Origin of the sequence: Kitasatospora sp. NPDC086791, assembly GCF_040685975.1 — a bacterium.
Lineage (GTDB): Bacteria > Actinomycetota > Actinomycetes > Streptomycetales > Streptomycetaceae > Kitasatospora.
This window is the reverse complement of the sequence record NZ_JBFBOC010000029.1, coordinates 40,574-59,339: the sequence shown is the minus strand read 5'-3', so window position 1 is coordinate 59,339 and position 18,766 is coordinate 40,574. Positions and strand designations below refer to the sequence as shown.

Below are 18,766 nucleotides of genomic sequence, written 5' to 3'. Positions count from 1 at the left end.
TGTCCGAGCACAGGGGCTGGAAGACTTTCCCGCAGCGGGCACCGCGCGGAACCGGTCCACGGAGAGGATCACCAGTGGAAGCTGAGCGGCTGGGACACAGGGTGCTGGACGGGACCGCCCTGGAGACCCCCGCCACGGCGAAGGCCTTCCGGATGCGAGCCGAGAGAGCCCCTGACCGGCGTCAGCTCCATGCCGCCGCGGCGCTGGCCGGGGTGACCGGCCTGCTTGTCGTCATCGGCCAGTGGGTCGACCCGCTCGCCGCGATCGCCCTCTTCACCGGCGGCTTCCTGGTGGTCCTCGTCGGCGGAATCTGGCAGCAGCACACCCGCCTCAAGGACGAGCGGCGACTCCTCGCCACCCGCCCCTGGCAGGTCTGGCCAGCCCGCGTTCACAAACTCCGGGCCCGCACCAGGGCCGGCGCCACGGCATGCCGGGTGGATCTCCTCGCACGGAACGGAGCTGTCGTCCGATCGGGAAAGGCCGACCTCCCGACCGCACTCTGGAACGCCATGACCGACGGCGTCGGCACCCTCTGGATTTGCGGCGACCTGCGCCAGCCCTACCTCGTCGCCGCTCCTGGCGGAACCGCCTGGACCCTCTGCCACCCCGAGGATCCCCCGGAGCACAGCGTCCACATCACCATCCGCACCTGACCACCAAGCACCCGCGTCGGCCAACCGCTCGCACCCGCGGTCCCGCACCCTTCCTGCCCATCGCGAGCCAGCCACTACGAAGAACGAGCACGCGCCCGAGGACGCTGCCGGTCCGGACGCCAGGACCGCACCCGCAGCACGCCTACGGCGCAGCCGGCCAGCCCGATCCGGAACTGACCTCTCCACGCAGAAGGGCCTGCCCATGAGCACTCCCGTCCAAGAGGACAACGACGGCTGGGACCCCGAACGCATCATGATCGCGTTCACGGAAGCCCTGGGGGCCACGCCCCCAGACCGCACCCCGGAGGAACAAGCCCTCGTCCTTGCCGACGACATGGCCCGCCGCGCCGCAGCCCGGCCGTCCCCAGGCCGAACCTGGATGGCGTACCGCCAGGACGACGGCACGGTGCGCGCCACCGCCGAGGACGGAACCGTCGCCGTGGGCTGGACTGCCACTTCCCAGGCGGTGACCGAACTCGTCGCCCCATGGGAGCCCGGTACCGTGCAGCAGCCACTCGTCGACCTGCACAGCGCCACCGACCGGACAGCCGCCGTGACGAAGCCGCGCTTCCCCTTCCCCGACACTGCAGAGCTCGACGACGCTTTCGAGGCACCCGCGCGGATCAGCGACCTCACCGAGGCGATCGCCGCCCTGCGCAGCCAGTGGAACAGCAAGAGCGTCGCTGACCAGGTCGAAGAGGCCACCCAACAGCTCCGGCAAACCGTGCGCCAGGTCCCCGAGCTCTCCCTGGACGACGCCGAGAAGACCTGGTGCCTGTCCGCCAGCTGCGGCTGGGTCCGCACCGAAGCGATCGTCAATGCCGGTGACCCGATCTGGGGCAAGATCTCACGCTCGGGCTACGGCCGCGGCTCCTCCTGGATCCCCCGCGCTGCCGCGGAGCTCCTCGCCGAGCCGCACGACAACCTTGAGGCCTTCCTGCGCCACCACCTCCTCGACAACGAGGGCCCGGTCGAACTGGAGACGATCAACGGTCCCGAAGGGCCCCTCTACACCCTGGGCAGCGGAGGAGCACACCGCACCCACCTCTTCCGGATCCTCGGCCTGCCCTGGCTGTTCGCCAGGCAGACCGCCCTGATCCCGCCCCGCCAGATCACCGGCCCCATCGAATCAGCCGCGCACTGGCAGGGACTCATCTACCGGGACCTGCTCCACGGCACGATCCACCGGCAGACCAGGATCGCCACCCTGCGCATCGACCACTGCCCCGCACCGTGGATGCTTACCAGGCCCGCGCTCGCCACCGCCTACAACATCTCCTATGACCGCGCCTACCCTGGCGCCCTCGCCCGCCTCGGCATCCCCACCGAAGCCCTGGCCGGACCGCAGGCCTGGGAGGACTGGCTCCTCCTCCCACTCACCACATGGACAACGAAGCAGCCGAACGTCGCGGCGGAACCCGAGCGCACCGACACCCTGCTGGCGAAGCTGCGCGACGTGCTCCCCTGGCCCGCCCGCCGACGGGCCCCAGGGACACCCGACCGGGCCTGACCGCCGGGCAGGGCCCGCCCCTTCCACGAGGGTGCCAGCGCTGCTCCCCGCCGCAGCGAGGCACCTGCCCCTGGCGCACAGAAACGGGCGCGCCCGCCCGCCACGCAGCCCGCGCTCCTACCACCAGCCTGACCCGCCCGCTGCGCCGGACGAAACTGTCCCGGCCGGCGCCCCGGAGGAGGCAACTGCTGCCTGGGTTCCTGGGGTGCTTCCCGAGCCGACTGGGACGCGGTCCGCTGACGCCAGCACCTCCTGCGACCTTTGCGCTCCGCCCGCGGTGGCCGGTTCGCCCTGCAGCGCCCGATTGGGCCCGCGCAGCGTACCGGCGCCATCGCTTGCCGCCCTGACCACCTGCCAAGGCCAGCCCGGGCCGGCAAGCAGAACGGCACGAGCCATTGGCCGTCGCACCGTGCGGCGCAGCAGGTCGAGCGGGTGCGAAACCGTCCTCGCACCGCTGCGACACTTCGCGGCGCACCTCTGCGAACCGTCGCAGCACCACCGACGCCCCGGTCTCCGCGTCGCAGGGGCCCCGCTGCCGGCACTGCGACCGCGACCTGCCTCGATACCCCGGGCATGGCGTCGCAGCGACAAGGCGGACGCGGCGAGGCACCGCTGGCCCAGTGCCCGCAGTCGGGGCGGTTCGTCCCAGCGCGCGGAGCGGGGTGCAGGCGTCCCGGCCCGCGAGAGGCCCATCCGGCGCGGCGTGACGCCGCAGCGGGACTGATATTGCCCCGACAGCGCCCGCCGACGTGATCCGTCCGCTGTTGCGGACCTGCGACTGCGACACCGGGACCGGGACCGGCGAGGTGTCGCCCAGGTGCGATCCGGTGACGCCCCCGGAGCAGCCGCAGCGCCGGTTCGTGACGAACCGATACGACGGTTGCCCCGGCGGCGGCCGCCGAAATGGTCCGTCCGATAGGGCGGCTCTGGCCGGGTCGACAACTGCTGCGACTGCGACACCCGGACCGGACGCGACGCGGTCGCCCAGGTGCGATCCGGTGACACCCCAGAGCAGCCGCTGCAACAGGACAGAACTGCGAACGCGGGTCCGCCGAGCGACTGCGACACGGCCGTCCGGACCGCGAATCACCAACCCCGGAGAAGAGTCGCTCCGGTCGCTGATCTCTGCGGGGGCCAGCGAAGCCGGCACGACGGCCCGGCCCGTCCGCCGACGCAACCCCTGCCGCACGGCGTGAGGTAGGTCCCGACACCGTCAACCAGCCGAACTGTCGGACCGACGTGGCATCATCCCTGCCGAGACGAAAGGAGAGCCCATGAGCTTCCTCGGGATGTGGTGCCTGGTGCCCATGCGCGCTGACGCCATCACCGAGTACGCCCCGGCCCTGGCACCCGCAATCGAGGCCGAAGCCGCGCTCCCCAGTTCCACCGCCTTCCTGCGGTGGTGGCGGACAGAGGGCAGCACCGAGACGACCCGCCACGACTTCATCGAAGCCGCCGCACCGTCCGCGCTCGACGAGCAGATCTGCCGGGTCTACGAGGCATGGGAACGAGGCCGTGACGATGCACTGCCCCACCTCGCTGTCGCCACCCGCAACAGCTACCCCGCCGCCGCGTTGGCCTTCGCCCTCGGACCCGAGCGCTTCGCCGACCTCCCCGGCTGGTTCGGTGACCTGATCCTCACCCCGGAGCAGGTCCGCATCACGCTTCCCGTAGTCGAGCGGGTCTTCACTTGGACTGCCGCCAGCCGACCGCCGGCCCGAGAGCTCCTGGCGGCCGCCCTCCGCGACGAAGGCGACCAGACCGATATCAACGCCCTCCTGGAAGGCGTCCCCCCGGTGTGGCGCGCCGCGGCAGAAGCCGGCCGTGGCCTGCTGGGAGCGCACTTCATCCCCTGACCGCCCGAGACGGTCACAGCGCGGTCCGCATTGGTCGGCGCCTGCTTCGGCAAGTCGATACCAGCAGGGATCGCGTCCGTACGGTCGGCCGAAGTCGTGTGGTCCCGAGCCCTGGGATCCCCCCGGAGTGGCGAACCTGCGGGGCGCTCAAGAGTTCCAGATGGGCCTTCGGCTGCCGGTGGCCAGGCGGAAGCGGTCGACGGCGGCCGACCAGACATCGGAATCCGGATCGGGACCGGGAACGGCCACTTCGCCACCACTGCCGACGTCGCCCGGCTCGACCAGCGCCGCCCGCAGCTCCTGGAGAGCGTCCAGCCCGGCAGTGGGCAGCCCCAGAAGCATCGCGGTCGCCTGCTGCAGAAGGATCCCGGCGTCCTCGACCAAGGCCAGCGCACGGCCGATCGTCTCGAAGTCGAGACCACGCCTTTGGGCCACCTCACCGGCTGCGAGTGCCTCGCCGTGAATGCTCAGGACCAGCTGCGCCACCAGGTCGACCGCCTTCTGCGGCTCCGCCAGCAGCCGCCGGTGGAGTTCGGCCTTCAGTAGACCCTCCGCCAGAGCCAGGGCCGCCTGCTTCTCGTCGATCGTCACGCCCTCTCCAACGACCACATGCTCGAACCGCCGCGGCCTGCTGCTGGCGGTCTTCCTACAGCTCGCTCGCCCCGCGGGCTGGTGGCGATTCGGAGTAGCGTGTGGCGTCGCGGGCAACCGGCCCACCACCGGCGAAGGGCGAACCATGGCGCACGACCTGACCCCGATTGAGGGATCCCCGGCCGACCGGGAAGTCCGGATCGGATGGGACGGCCCCCTCTCCACCTACTTCCTCCAGGTCCTCGACTACCCCAGCGACCCCGACGTGGAGGAGGAAGTGATCGAGGTCGTCTGGATGGGCGCCGCGCCGTTCGAGCACCCAGAACCCGACGACCTGCTCGAGATCGTCCGCCAGTACGCGGAGGTCCCCGACGACCTGGCGCCCCGGCTGGCCGCCGACAAGGCGTCCGGCAGCGGCGTCTTCGCCGGCCGGGTCGGCACCCACCTCGTCGGCGAGAGCACCTTGGCCGAGGTCACCCGGCCTGAGCAGGCCGTGCAGATCTTCACCGCGCTCGAGCAGACCCCCCGGGACTGACCCAAATCTACGAGCGCCGCGTCGGCCGCGCAGGACACACCGGCTCGGTCCCATTCCCGTGATACCGCCCACCAGAGCCCACTACCGGCGGGCTGCCCGGACCTGAGAAGCTGCTGGGCCGCAGCGAGACCATCGGCCCCATGCAGGCCGACCTCCGGAGAACTTCCGCGCCGCCGAACAGCTGGCTGGCGGCGTAGCACAGAAGGCTTCGGCCGACCTGAACCGGTAGGCATGAACCGAGGACTGCTGGCCACTTCCGTCTCTCCGATCGCCCCCAGCATTTAGCAGCACCGGACTGAGGCGGACCACATACCTGTGCTCATCGGAACCACAACGGCTGATGTTCGCCAGATCGGATGGAATCCGCTCCGGCCGAGCCGTGCCGGCTGTAGCGTGCCGATCGCGCGGCTCCTCGGGCGGCCCCGGCTGACAGCACCTCCGGCCGATCGCGTCGGTCCGGCCTCGTCCCAGCGAATCCCGAACCCGCACTGTCACTCGGGTGCGCGTCCATGAAGTCGGTTCGTGACGAACCGGCAGAACGGACTAACGGCTTGAACCCGGATGAAATGGCCAACCTGAAGTCAGTCGGTTCGTGACGAACCGCTAGGGTCGGGCCGTACAACGGACACGATTAGTGATCATGGAGGGCGAATGCCGCGAAAGGGCGCAGGGGGAGCGGGCTACAGCGGGACGGGCAGCTCCGGTGCTTCACCGAACCCCACTACCGAGGCATCTCCGGCGACGCAGCCTGCCGTTGGAGAGCAGCAAACGCCGCAGACGGACACGGTCGTTCTTCGCTCCGTCCCGCTCATCCCGTCGCCGCGTCCTAGGGGGCATGGCTTCTCGGTTCCGCTCGCCGAACTGGCACCGTGCCCTCGCAACCTCCGCGGCGGAGACCTCTACGGATCTCCAGCTGACCGCGAGAAGCTTGTCACCCAGCTTCGTGAGACCGGGCAGATCCAGGCCCTGGTCGTCATCGACATCGGGGTCTACCTCGACGCCTACCCCGGAGAACGGCACCACTTCAATGACGAACACAAGTACGTCATCGTCGCGGGCCACTGCCGGCGCGACTGTGCCCCCGACGCCGGCCTGACCGAGCTGCGCGTCGAGATCCAGAACCACTACGTGGACAAGCTCACCGAGGTCTTCCTCGGGGAGAACCTCGGCCGCAACGACCTGACGGTCTTCCAGGAGGCCGAGGGCTACCGAAGGCTCAGGGACGACAAGGAGTACAGCTACCAGCGGATCGCCGAGATCGTCGGGGTCAGCAAGAGCAATGTCGTCAAGCGGATGGCGATCCTGCCTCTCGCGGATGTGCCGGAAGCCCGTACGGCGCTCCTGTCCGGCGACCTCGGCCTGGAGGCGGCCTATGTCCTCCTCGCCGAACTCGGCGACCCCGCCCTGGTGCTGTCCACCTTCAACCGGGCGAAGTACTCCGGCCAAGCCCTCAACGCCGCGACCTTGAAGGCGCTCGCGCAGGAAGTGCTGATCGAGCGCGCCAGGGCGCAAGAGGGCAGGGTCGAGGAGGAGCCAGACGCATCGAGCCTCGCCGCCGACAGCGGTTCGTCACGAACCGATGCGGCTGTGCCGCCTTCCGGCTCCGAGAACGACGCCGGTTCGTCACGAACCGATGGATCGGAGAGCACCCCGACGCCGGATGGCTCCGACGCAGAGGCCGCGAACCCCACCACCGGTTCGTCACAAACCGGGCAAGCGCCGACTGGCACTGCCCCGGGACTGCCCAGTCCCCGCACGACTACGAAGCCGGGTCAAGCCCTGGGTTCGCGGTCCGTTGACCCTGACCGCGCCAGGCGCGCGCTCGCCGCCCGGGCCCGCGGCGAGGCATGCCAGCGGCTCCTGTCCGCCTTTGACGATGAGACCCCAAGCCTCGCTGCGCTCCGCACCGCTCGGACGCTCCTCACTCTCGCCAGCCGACCCACCGTCGAACTCGCTCACCGGTGGGTCCAGAAGATCGGCGTCTACGAGGCGGAGACCATGGACGCTGCGGTCTACCGTGACCACCTGCTGACCGCTGGCGACCCCGCGGCGGTCACCAGGTTCGCCTACGCCGTCTCCCTCGCTGACGACGAAGTGCGTTCGACGGACAGCCGCCGCAGCCCGGATACCCGCGTCATCAACTACTGGCGACACCTCACGGACGACGCCGGATACGAACCCAGCTGGGAGCGGGACCACCTCCAGGTGTAGTGCCAGGCCCACCACTCTCGACCAACAGCTACTCCCGGAGACCCGAATGCTGCTTCACGCCCATCGCCCGCTCTACGCACCCCACGTGCCACCCGTCTTCGCCGCCACGAACCGAGCCGGATCCGTCGGTAAGACATCGATCGGCTACAACCTCTGCGTCCAGGCCGCCCGCCGTGGCTGGAAGGTCCTCTTCATTGACGCCGACCTTCAATCCGACGCCTCGTTCTGGGCCGGCTGGGACGGCGACCAGCTGCCGAAGCACGTGATGACCGTCCACAACGTCCTCCTCGGCGAGGCCACGCTCAAGGACGCGATGGTCCCGGCCCGAACTCGCATTGCGCCGCCCAACGAGAAGGGCGAGGACCCCGACTCGAACTTCGCGATCATCGACAACCTGTGGCTCATCCGCGGCGACGAGAAGATGAGCCAGGCCGACACCGAGATGGCTCAGGACCCCAGGTCCGTCTGGTGGCTGCAGCGCGCGCTCCGAAGGGGTCTCCAAGAAGGCGACTTCGACTTCATCTGGATCGACTGCCCTGCGTCCCTGAGCCTGCTGTCGATCTCCCTGCTGCTCGCCACCACCAACGTCGTCCTCTTCAGCAAACCGGGCCGCAAGGAGTTCCGCGGCATCGACGCCATGATCCGCCGGGTAGCTGAGATTCGGGACGGCTACGAAGAGCTGAACCCCTCGTGCGAGGTCACCTGGTACGTCTTGAACGAGACCAAAGCCACCGAGACGCAAGGCAAGTTCTACACGGAGAAGCAGAAGGAAGCGCGCATCAAGTACGGCGACCGCGTGCTTGGCATGGTCCGCGGCGCCACGGTCGTACCCGAGGCCTACGACGCGCAAGAACCACTGAGCTACTGGGTGGCCAAGCACGACACCACCCTCACCATCGATGCCATGCTGACCCGCATGGGCATCACCGACCGCCTCGCGGCCTAGCCCCGGTTCGTCACGAACCGACCCCGGATGCCCCGGCATCGCCACAGCGAGCCGGGGCATCGCCGTCTCCCGGCTCCCCGGAGCGTCGCAGCGACGGACGCGCCCGGAACAGCTCCCCACCGGCCGTCCCTGGGGTGAAGGTGAAGCCAGCCCTGACCGAAGCCAACCATGCCGGTCCGACGCGGTGCCGCCACGATCGCTACTTAGGCCAGCCGAAGCTCAAGTTCCGCGCGAGCCGCTGATACACCTTCCGCTGCGCGAAGACCGCAGCGTCCTGGGTCCGTCCAGGGATGACCGCCTCCAGTGGGTCACCAAGGAAACCCCATCGCCACACCTCCGAGCTGCCGATCAGCTGAATGCCGTGCTGTCCGGCAAAGATCAGGGCGTTCCGGGAAAAGCCGCCGTTTGTCACAAGCAGCGCGACGTCCGCACCGTGCACATCCCATGCCGTGCCCTTGAACCGCTGAAGATCAGGGGTGCCGACGTTGGCGTCTACCGCGGTGTGCTTGCACTGCACGACGTACCGACGCCCGTCCGGGCACAGAGCGATGACGTCGGCGCCCTGGTCGCCAGGGCCGCCCTGGTGCTGCTCCACCTCGAACCCGTCCCGGAGGAGCAGCTTCGCGATGAAGCGCTCGAACTGCCGGTGATGGAGCCCGCGGACGCCTTCGAGCGAAAGCGCAGCGCCCGACCGGACCCAGTCATGCCGGCGGTTGATCCGCAGGCCAATCCGGTGCTGGTCCTCAAAGTGCTGACGCAGCGCTCCTTCGAGTCGAGCCCGGGAAGCGGCGACCTCGCGGGAGAGCATCCCGAGATCGGAGACGAGCGCCATCAGGTCGACTCCGTCACCTTCCTCCGGGGCGCCACCCAGCAGTTCACCGCAGTCCGCCATAGCGTCCCAGAGCTCGGTTGCGCGCTGGACCAGCCGCTCGCCCGAGGCGTGCTCCTCGCGCACCACCTCCGCCCAGCGGCGGTCAGGCCGGCCAGCGCTGACGTACTTAGTGTGTGCCAGCTCGCTATCACCTTCGGACCGGCCCGGTTGCATTTCGCGCCGCTCCAGCTGCCCAAGTTCATGCCCGGTCCTCTCCAGCAGGGCGTGTGCGGCAACGTGGACGCTGCGGAGGAAGTACTCCTCGGGCGTGAGGGATCCTGAGGCAGCGCGGCTTTGACGGCTGTCCTCCTCCAAAGCGGCGATGTGGACTTCCTCCCGAAGGCTTGCCGTGACCTGGGTGAGGTCCTGGCGGCAGTCCTCCAGGAAGGCGATCTGGCGGAAGCTGTCCTGAACGGGGGATCGTTCCCGATTGCCCTCACGCAGAAAGGCACCGGTCGGGTTCAGGCCGAAGGATCCCCGCATCATCCTCCACGCCTGGTTCGCCTCCGACCGGTGGCTTTCGGCGGCCTTCAATACCCGATCCAGCTCCGCCTTCGCCCGCTCAAGGGCACCCTGAACCTGCTCCCGGAGAGCGACCGGGGTTCTATCGCCACCTCGGTCCTGCCATGCCGCGCGTATACGGCGCAGCACATCGGTGTGTTCTCTATGCACGTCGTCGCGCAGAACATTGGACGCTTCTGCCACCGTGCGGCACAGCCGGGCTTCTGCGGACCAGATCCACGCGGCCAGGAGATCATCCGAGTCGGCCGCCGCGATCTCCGCCCCCATCCTCCTCCGAAGGTCGCGGTCGTCGTAGCGAGTCGGGGTTACGGCAGCATGGCGGTCGATGATCATCGGGGGAGGCTACCCTCTGCCTCCGACAAGCGCCGCATCCTGTCGCAGGTGTGCCGGTTCGACGGCCACGACGAACTCCGCTGCGACGCTGCGCAGCGACTGCGACGAGCGGCGGCCGCCCCGCACGCTTCGCACCGTCGACGAACACTTTGCCTGCCATGACAGCCGAACCGTCAGCGCGCACTGCGAATGCGATCCGCGAGGTCCGTCCTCTCCCCACCCGTCGCAGCCGCCGTGCCGCTGACCGTCGCAACGAGTCCACGCCGTGGGGCCAGAGCGTCGCTGGCGGCACAACTGCGACTGCGAACGCCTCGGCACCATAGCCGGCCCTCCCCCGCTGCCTGTGATCCACAACGCCCGACGGCCATGCGATTCGTGAAACCGGCAGGTCAGGCAGTGTGCGACCCGCCACCCGGACTTGCGTTGCCGTTCGTGACCCTCAGACACGCGGGTGCGACGGCCCCGTTGCGGCAGTGCTCCATGCAGCCGATGAGCAGGCAACCCGCGACCACGCCACCGACCCCGGATCGCGGCCGAACGCGTCTGCGCGGAAGCGTTCCGCAGTGTGGCTGGGGATGTTGCGACTGCGACAGCGACGTTGCCCTGTCGTGGGAGGCCGACTGCGACTGCCGCGGCCCCGGAGGCACTCATCGAACGGTCACCTCCTGCCTTGCGAACGCTACGCCAGGGGCGGAGTGCGCCAGCCTAGGACGAAGATCACTAAGTGCCTTTGGTAGGACAAATAGCGCAGATGACCCTATCTCGGGCGCAGTGCCATGCAAGTCCCGTGCGTACCACTGCCCCCCCATGAAATGGTGGACCGGCTCAGCAACGGGAGGGACAGCTTGACCAGGCCCACGCTCAACAAAGGCCACAAGACGCTCATCGGCATCGTCGTCCTCGGCGCCGCCGTAATCTCGGCCATCGGGTTCGCCGGCTCCTACAACTCGGTGCGCGCACTCGCCGCCGACGAGGGCTTCGGCCGTTTCGCCCAGGTCCTCCCGATCGGCGTCGACGCCGGCATCGTCGTCCTGTACGCGCTCGACCTCCTGCTCACCTGGCTGCGCATGCCCTACCCCCTGCTGCGCCAGACCGCCTGGTTCCTCACCGCCGCGACGATCGTGATGAACTCGGCGTCCGCGTGGGGCCGACCGCTCGCCATGGGCATGCACGCCGTCGTGCCGATCCTGTTCGTGATCATCGTCGAGGCCGCCCGCCATGCCGTCGGCAGGTGGGCGAACCTGACGGCCGGCAAGCGGGAGATGGAGGGCTTCGACCTCCGCCGCTGGCTACTCAAGCCCTTCGGCACGTTCTCGGACTGGCGCCTCAAGATGATCTGGGGCATCTACTCCTCCGAGGAAGCCATCGAGCTGGCCAAGTGGAAGCGCATCCTTCGGGGGCAGCTCAAGCGGAAGCACGGGCGCAAGTGGCGCAAGCTCGCGTCGCAGGAAGCCCTCCTGCTCCTCTACCTGGCGCAGTACGGAGAGGGCAGCAGGGAGCAGTACATCCACGTGCTCTCCTCGATCGGGATCCCGGTGGACACCCTGGTGGGACTGCGCCCGGGCGAGCTGCCCCGTACCCAGCTGTCGGCGATCGAGTCGGGCCGCGACTTGGTCAAGGCGCCGGTGCCCAACGGTCGGGTGGAGGTCCAGGGGGCAGCCCGGGAGACCGGGCAGAGCGATACAGGAGAGCCGGCGATAGACCTCCTCAAGCCCGCTGTTCCCGCTCAGCAGGGCGTCGAGGTCCGTGTCCCAGCGGCCGAGGGGGAGCCTCACCCCGCAGAGCCGACCCAGGTGCTGGTCTTCGAGACGGAAGCGCCCGAGGTCCTGTTCGAGCAGCCCGTGACTGCCAGCGACGACCTGGCCCCCGTGGTGCCGGAGGAGTCCGCGCACGACGAGGAAGACCTAGATTCCGAGGACCTCGAAGACTCGGAGGCGGACCCCGGTCAGGACGGCGGCGACCAGGCCGGCGGAAGGCGCAAGCGCGAGGACGTCCTGTACGACTACTACTGCGCCTACGTGCACGAGAACGGCAACCACCCGACGAAGGAGGACTACGTCGAGTGGATCCACAAGAGGTACGGCGAGAAGGGCCAGGACGGTGGCCCGCTCAGCCCCAACAGCGTGAAACGCTACTGGGCCGGCTGGGGGAAGACCTACCGAGCCGAGTACGAGACGCCCAAGCACCCGGACCTCCTTGAGCTCGCCGGTACCTGACCGGACGACGGTGCGCCCCGACTTCACGAAGCCGGGGCGCACCGTCGTATCTGGCACCGGACGCGTCTGGGCCGTGGGGCCGGCAACGTCCAGGTGCGGACTGCGTTGTGCCGCCTCCGTTGACCAACCGGCGTCGTCTGTGCCGCCTGCTGTTCAGCGGCCGCGGTTCTGGCGGGCGCCAGGGGGGCGAAACCACGCTCGGCCCGACCTCATCGATGATCAAAAATCGCTGGAGGGTGCCTCAGGCGGCCTGGCGGGCGCCCGGAAAGCCCCACGCACCGGCCGTATCGTGAACGGCGGCTGAGGGGGCCATTCTGGGGCCCAATTTTCGTCATGACCATGCAATTTTGGCGGGCGGGCGGCTCGGAGCGTGCTGAAAGTCGGGCGCCGTGCCCGGCCCCTGCCCCGCACTCTGTTCCGGTGCGAGAGGGCTTGCCAGGTCCGGACGTGCTGCGCCGGCCACCCGATCGGAGGGCAAGACCTCCGGTCACAGATCCCGGCCTGTGACGATCAGCTGCCCGAAGTCATTGCGGGCCTGCTCGATCACGGCGGCGGACGGACCATCGGGACCGAACCAAGCTGCCGAGTCCTGCGCCTCGACCACGAACCGGTCGGTGTGCACTTCGGTGACCTGCCAGCCGGACAGGTCCGACGCCTGGTCAAGGTGAGCGCCGCTGAAGAGCTGGATGCCGTGGGCATCGGGGACCTTGCGTCCCCACACCGGAGAGTTGCCGCGTAGGGCGTGCGCCGGCACGTTGGGCAGGGGAGGCAGATCGCGTCCGCGGTCCTCCCACCCGAAGGCCCACGTCGGCGTCATGGCCACGTAGGCGAGCCGGGTGTGCTCCGCGTCGGCGAGAATCGCCTCCCGCACCCGGCCGATGAGCGAGTGCCAACTGCTGGCGGGGGAGTAGGCCTGGTAGGTGGCCATGCCGTCCTGGTCCGCCCGGGCTCGCACGGCTCGGGGAGCGGCCGGGTCGACCATGGTGAGTGCGGAGTTCCCGTTGACGAACAAGCCGGCGGCCAGATGACCGGGGACATCCACCGAGGTGTCGTGCTGAAGGATCGCGCCGGCAGCCAGGCAGGCGTCGCCGCCGTGGGGACGGGTCCACCCGGTCGCGAAGCCGGCCCACCGCTCTGCTGCGGCCGCCAGGGTGAGCGGCTCGTGCAGGGCGACGAAGGCGGTGGCCCTGGGCTCGTACTGGTGCCGGAGCCAGCGCGGCGGCCTCACGACCGGTGTCGCCCGGACGAGTCCGGCATGCCCCTGCCGCTGCAAGGCCTCGGTGAAGGCCGCGAGCCAGCCGGTGAGCGAGTCCGGTCCCCAGTAGTCCTTGAGGCTGAGCCCTGCGCCATCGAGGGTCAGGACCGCGCGCTGTCCCCACATGCTCTGGCCTGTAGCAGCCGCGTTGGCGGCTCCGATCGCCTCGTCGACAGCGGCGACGAGCGCATGGCCGTCGACGCTGCGCCCGTGCGCCGTGGGCACGAGTTCGATGTTGCAGCTGTCGTGCCCGTTCTCCTCCAGCGACTGCTCGATCGTTGCGAGGTCGACCTGGATTCCCCCTGTGATGCTCATGGGCGGACTGTACTGGCGCGCGGCGACAAGGCGCCCCCCGAGCCGGTGAGCGTCGCCAACGGCACCGCGATGGGTGGGCGGCGCCGTGTCAGCGGGAGGCGGCTGGCTGGCCTGCCAGGGCAGCGCTCGATGGGCGGTGGCCGACGTTCCGGCCGGGGAGCGGCGGCAGGCCGTCGCGGAGAATCTCCATGCAGCGGCGGGGGTCGGCGAGAATCCCTTCGCCCTCGTGCTCCCACGAGCTGGGTCGAGTGAACGCGATGCCGAAGCACGCCGTCATCGAGCCCTCCGGCCAGGTCGGGTCCACGGCTTCCGCCGCCTCGTTCGCGCACCAGGCGTGTGCCAGCGGGAATACGTCGGAGATCGCGATGCCCTCCACGTAGAAGAACGAACCGGCCGACCCGGTGGCCGTGGCCGCGGCGTTGTTGTAGCACAGGCGCTCGGGCATCTGCCGGATCCCGGCTGGCCTTGAGACCGGCTGGAAGAAGCGCCCCTCGGCGAGCAGGAGGTGGTGGACGGACGGGTATCGCCACCCCTCCTCCCGTGCAGCGGATGCCGCACCGTTCAGGTAGATGACGGCGGTCATCGCCCGCAGGTACTCCAACAGCTCCTGTTGTGCGGGGGAGAGCACATCCATGCGGAGACTGTCTCACATGCGCTGGCCGAGGTCAGGAGAATGCGACGGACGCCAGCAGGGTGCCCACCACGAGCGCTGGCCCGAGCGGCACCTTCGTTTTCCGCGTCCGGCCGGGGAGTATCGCCAGGACCACGACCTCCTGGAGCAGGAGGACAGCCCAGGCCGTCAGGGCCCCGAGCGAGGCGAGCCCGAAGGCCCGCCAGACCGCGACGCCTGCGGCCGCGGACACCGCCAGCATCGCCGGCGCCAGCGCCGGCCACCACCGGCGCCACGGTGCCCGCTGGGCGATCAGACCGGCGCAGGCCAGCAGCGGAGCCAGGAAGATGCTGACCGCCAGGCCGGCGCCCACGGTGCTCCAGCCCGTCCAGGCCAGCAGGCCCCCGAGTGCCGGACTCAGCCGGAAGTCGCCCCAGAACGTCGTCTTGGTGAGGACCGTGAGGAAGAACAACCCCCAGACAGCGGCAGCTCCTGCGAGGGCCCGCACCGCGACCGACACCGGCTGCCCGGCGATCGTGGCACCGATGAGCAGCGCCGCGAGCCCAATGCAGGCAGCCCCGGTCAGATCGTGCGGCAGCCGCCGCACCTTGGCATCGGTCAGAACCAGCACGGAGCCCACAAGCGCGAACCACAACTGCGCGGCGAGGAGCCAGCCGGCCGCCTGGCCGGCGACAACACCGGCGACGGCGACGCCGGTGAGACCCTCGGCCACTCCCGGGGCCGGGCCGAGCCGCTCGGCGCAGCCCGGACAGCGGGCCCGTAGGAGGTGGACGGCCGCGCGGACCCTGAACCCGAGAACCACCTGGCCGCACCCCGGGCAGGTTGTGGACGCGGGGTCGGGTCTGGGGCGGGCGTAGGCGACGGCTATCGGGCGGACGACGGCGGCGCCTAGGATGGTGCCGCCGATGAGGGCGGCGCCGGTGGCGATGGTGTTCATGCGTGCTGTCCCTGGAGGAGATGCTCGATCAGGCGCTTGGTCTCCGGTGTCAGGTCGCTGTCGAGTGATGCCGCCGCGGTGCGGGCTGCGTCGATGACGGCGAACAGGCCGGGCCGGTTGCCGCTCGCGGCCTCGATCCGCAGCCAGTCCCGGTACAGCATCTCGTCCTCCTGGACCTCCAGGCCGACGGCGACGGCACGGCGGGCGGCGTCCAGGTCCAGGGCCTCGTCGCGCAGGCGCAGGCATGCGGTGGTGTGCGCGACGTCGATGATGCGGCAGATCATCTGCTGCACGTCCGGGGTGGCCCAGTCGTGGTCGCCGTCGGTGCCGAAGGGCCGGCCGCGGACCATGCCGAGTGCCTGCTCCAGGTCCTCCAGGCCGGCGACGCCCTGCGGCAGGCCCCGTTCGGCCAGGTACTCGAACCAGGTCCAGTCGCAGTGGAGCTGCTCGGACAGGCGGTAGGTGCCGGCGGCGGACTTGCGGGGCAGGTACTGCGTTCCGTCGGGGGCGTGCCCGAGCTGGCCGCGCAGCTGGGAGATCCGGGTCTGGAGGGTGTGCGGCTCCCAGGGGGAGACCGGGTCCATCGCATATGCGATCGCGCCGTAGTCGCGGTCGGGCCGGAAGTAGAGGAACGCGGCGAGCGCGGCCAGCCGCGGGCCGTGGGTGGTCTCGGCGCCGCTGGAGTTCGCGATCTGGACCGGCCCGAGGACCTGGATCTGGGGCTGGTCCGGGCTCGGCGGAACCGGCTTGCGGTCGCGTACCGCGGCGGGCTTGACCATGTTCACCGCCGCGGTGGTGTGCGCTGGCGTGGCCGCCTCGTCGTCCTCTGGCGTGCCGTCGTCGTCGGCCTGGAGCGCCGCGTCGTCGACGTCCGTGTCGACCTCGGCGTCGGTCTGCGGAGCCGAGGAGGACGGCGCAAGGTCGTCGTCGCCGTTCTCCTTCGGGGCTGCGCCGGTGACGTCGGCCGGGATGCGGTCGGCGAACAGCGGCGCGGGGATGGAGGCGGGGCCGAAGCGCGGCGGGACGGCGTCGGGGTCCGGGACGAACTCCCACGGACCGGCGGCCGGGGTGGCCGGCTTGGCGGTGACCTCCAGCGTGGAGACGATCTGCGCGTGCTCCTCGTCGCTGACCCGGGCCAGCACCACCTCGAGGTCGGCCAGGCCGCAGGCCTGCGCAGCCAGCGCATCGGCGTCAAGGATCTCGGCCTCGGGGAAGAAGTCGTGGACCTGCTGGGCGTCGGCCGGCAGGACCACGGCGATGTCCCGGCCGCGGGTCTGGCTCAGGATCTCAGCGAGCTCCCAGGTGTGCTCGCCCGGGTCGTCGGTGCAGACCATCAACCACGGCAGAGGGCCGTCCTCGCCGCTCTCCTCGGCCTGGATCGTCTCGGCGCGCAGCCCGGCCAGGTCCACGATCCCGGCATGGGCGGTGGGCACGAAGCGCGCGCGGCCGGTGGGCAGCAGGGGAGCGAGGTCGCGGCCGAACCCGGCCGTCAGCACATCGATGTGACCCGCCCACGGGCAGGTCGCAGCGTCCAGGGCGATGCTGCGTGCCACGGCGCGCACGTTCGTCAGCTCGCCTTCCAGCAGCAGGACCTGGACGTGAGGGAGGTGGAGCAGCACCTGGTTGCCGGCCTCGTCCCGCCCGATGCTGGCCAGGCCCGGGTAGGGCGCTGCCACGCGGCCGGCATGCTCCTCGTCCAAGAGGGGGGCCTTCGGGTCGAGAGTCCACCAGCCGTTGTCGCCGGCCGTGAAGGGCGCGGCGGGCTCCAGGCCGTGCTCCTCGGGCAGGATCTCGACGCTCTCGCTCGTGACCCGTGCGGCGCGCAGTTCCGGGAGTGCCTCGTCCTCGGGGAGCGCGTCCGCCAGGGTCCGCAGCGCGATGTCGAGCAGCGCGGCTGAGCCGGGCTGGGCGGTCCGGCCGAGCAGGGCTTCGAGGCGGCTGGTCTCGTCGGGGACGGCGATGGTCTCGCCCGGGCGCCGGCGCCGGTACTGGAGCAGGCGTCGGACGGCGATCGCCCCGAGCAGTCCGGCGCCGGTCAGGGCACCGAGACCGGCGACCGACCGCGCGGAGATCAGGGACTGACTGGAAGCCTCCTCGCCGGCGGGGGAGGAGTGCTGAGCCGGGGCGGGAGCCTGGGTCGGTGCTTCTTGTGCCGGGATGGGCGTCTGCTCGGTCGGCGCCTGGGTGGCCGGTGCGGCCGGAGCCGGAGTGCTGGAGGTCGGGGCACTCGGGGCGGCGGTGCTGGGAGCTTGCGGCGCCGGGGTACTGGGAGCCGGGGGCGCCGTAGCCGGTGCGGGAGTGACCGGGGGCGCCTGGACGGTCGGGGCTACGGGCTGCTGGGCCGGCGCAGGGGCAGCCGGGGCTGCCGGCGGGGTGGCCGTGGCGGCGGCCGGGATGACGATCTTCTGGCCCGGGAACAGCTCGTCCGGGTTGGTGAGGTGCCCGCCGTCCGGCTGGACCAGGTCCTTGGAGGCGTCGAGAAGCTCGGGGTACTTGTCGCCGTCGCCGAGTTCGCGCTCGGCGATGCCCGACAGGGTGTCGCCCTTGACCACGGTCACCATGTGCTGGGCGGCGGTGTCCTGGGCAGCGGTGCTCGCCTGCCGCGCGGGGCCGGAGTCTGACCGGATCACGTCCGTCCCGGACGCGTCGGCGGGCAGGAGCAGGGTCCAGCCGGGACGGATCAGTCCGTCCGCACCGAGCGCACCGCCGTCGGCCTGAGGGCGGCCCTCGTTGAGCTTCTGGATCTCGTTCCAGCGGGTGCCGTCGCCGAGCTTGCTCTCCGCGATGCCCCACAGGGTGTCGCGGTGGCCGTCGGCAGAACGCTGCACCTCGTAGGTGGGCAGGTTGTGGTCGGACGAAGCCGTGGCGGATGCCGCAGCGCTGACGGTCGCGGGGACTGCCGCCTGCTGGGGCAGCGCGGTGGCGGTCGCCGCGACGCGGGGCGCCTGAACCGGGGTGGCCGCCGTGGCGGCCGAGGCCTGGCCGACGGTCAGCGCGCCCACGCCGATGACGAACACCGAGGCCACGAGCTGACGGGCCAAGGCCTGACTGACACCCGCGGCAGGGACGCGGACAGCCAGGCCGACGCCCTTGACGGCAGCGCGGACCTCGACGAGTACGCACAGGGCGAACTGAGCCCAGGCGGCCCAGACCACAACGGCGATCACGTTGATGATCACGTCGACGCTGACGGTCTGGGCAGTAATGCTGTCCCAGCTCGGCACCGTGCTCGGCAGGGGGTTGCCGATGAACGTGATCAGGCCCCAGGGCACGGCGGCGAGCAGGGCGAGCAGCGCGATGCCGGCCAGCACGGCGCGCACCACGTCGCCCAGGCTTCGGGCAGCCGTTGCCGGCTTCGTCTTCACCATCGCGTTCCTTCTGTTC

The 18,766-nt window shown here is 70.4% G+C and carries 13 protein-coding genes; 7 read left to right on the top strand and 6 right to left on the bottom strand.

Features of this window, described 5'->3' with window-relative positions; translation table 11 throughout:
* Positions 1-74: 74 nt before the first annotated feature.
* From AB0Q99_RS28050 to AB0Q99_RS28040, 3 genes are all read left to right on the top strand, one after another.
* Positions 75-653: a hypothetical protein gene (locus tag AB0Q99_RS28050; protein WP_363576345.1), complete on the top strand. Its 579-nt coding sequence runs from the start codon at positions 75-77 to the stop codon at positions 651-653.
* Between the two features lie 202 nt (positions 654-855).
* Positions 856-2,163, top strand: coding sequence for a hypothetical protein (locus AB0Q99_RS28045; RefSeq protein WP_363576344.1), 1,308 nt, complete (start codon positions 856-858; stop codon positions 2,161-2,163).
* A gap of 1,274 nt (positions 2,164-3,437) precedes the next feature.
* Positions 3,438-4,019, top strand: a complete 582-nt coding sequence (locus AB0Q99_RS28040; protein WP_363576343.1) for a hypothetical protein — start codon at positions 3,438-3,440, stop codon at positions 4,017-4,019.
* 147 nt (positions 4,020-4,166) lie between these two features.
* Here the strand turns inward: AB0Q99_RS28040 and AB0Q99_RS28035 are convergent, their stop codons facing one another.
* The gene (locus tag AB0Q99_RS28035) at positions 4,167-4,610 is read right to left on the bottom strand and encodes a hypothetical protein (protein WP_363576342.1); all 444 of its coding nucleotides are present in this window, start codon (positions 4,608-4,610) and stop codon (positions 4,167-4,169) included.
* Positions 4,611-4,755: 145 nt separating this feature from the next.
* On the opposite strand from AB0Q99_RS28035, the gene AB0Q99_RS28030 reads away from it, so the two are divergent.
* From AB0Q99_RS28030 to AB0Q99_RS28020, 3 genes are all read left to right on the top strand, one after another.
* The gene (locus AB0Q99_RS28030) at positions 4,756-5,145 is read left to right on the top strand and encodes a hypothetical protein (protein ID WP_363576341.1); all 390 of its coding nucleotides are present in this window, start codon (positions 4,756-4,758) and stop codon (positions 5,143-5,145) included.
* Positions 5,146-5,796: 651 nt separating this feature from the next.
* A complete protein-coding gene (locus AB0Q99_RS28025) occupies positions 5,797-7,356 on the top strand; it encodes a hypothetical protein (protein ID WP_363576340.1) in 1,560 nt (519 codons plus the stop codon).
* A gap of 46 nt (positions 7,357-7,402) precedes the next feature.
* Entirely contained in the window at positions 7,403-8,302 is a 900-nt protein-coding gene (locus AB0Q99_RS28020) for an AAA family ATPase (RefSeq protein ID WP_363576339.1), read from the top strand.
* A gap of 199 nt (positions 8,303-8,501) precedes the next feature.
* Here AB0Q99_RS28020 and AB0Q99_RS28015 read toward each other — a convergent pair whose 3' ends face one another.
* Positions 8,502-10,028 carry a restriction endonuclease gene (locus AB0Q99_RS28015; protein ID WP_363576338.1) on the bottom strand — a complete coding sequence of 509 codons (1,527 nt, stop codon included), beginning with the start codon at positions 10,026-10,028 and terminating at the stop codon, positions 8,502-8,504.
* Positions 10,029-10,873: 845 nt separating this feature from the next.
* On the opposite strand from AB0Q99_RS28015, the gene AB0Q99_RS28010 reads away from it, so the two are divergent.
* A complete protein-coding gene (locus AB0Q99_RS28010; RefSeq protein WP_363576337.1) occupies positions 10,874-12,244 on the top strand; it encodes a DUF2637 domain-containing protein in 1,371 nt (456 codons plus the stop codon).
* 487 nt (positions 12,245-12,731) lie between these two features.
* Here the strand turns inward: AB0Q99_RS28010 and AB0Q99_RS28005 are convergent, their stop codons facing one another.
* From AB0Q99_RS28005 to AB0Q99_RS27990, 4 genes are all read right to left on the bottom strand, one after another.
* Positions 12,732-13,814, bottom strand: coding sequence for a hypothetical protein (locus tag AB0Q99_RS28005; RefSeq protein ID WP_363576336.1), 1,083 nt, complete (start codon positions 13,812-13,814; stop codon positions 12,732-12,734).
* Between the two features lie 88 nt (positions 13,815-13,902).
* Positions 13,903-14,448 carry a hypothetical protein gene (locus tag AB0Q99_RS28000; protein ID WP_363576335.1) on the bottom strand — a complete coding sequence of 182 codons (546 nt, stop codon included), beginning with the start codon at positions 14,446-14,448 and terminating at the stop codon, positions 13,903-13,905.
* Positions 14,449-14,479: 31 nt separating this feature from the next.
* Positions 14,480-15,382: a hypothetical protein gene (locus AB0Q99_RS27995; RefSeq protein ID WP_363576334.1), complete on the bottom strand. Its 903-nt coding sequence runs from the start codon at positions 15,380-15,382 to the stop codon at positions 14,480-14,482.
* On the bottom strand, positions 15,379-18,750 hold the full coding sequence (locus tag AB0Q99_RS27990; protein ID WP_363576333.1) for a LysM peptidoglycan-binding domain-containing protein: 3,372 nt from the start codon (positions 18,748-18,750) through the stop codon (positions 15,379-15,381). Before AB0Q99_RS27990 ends, AB0Q99_RS27995 begins: the two co-directional genes overlap by 4 nt.
* Between the last annotated feature and the right edge of the window lie 16 nt (positions 18,751-18,766).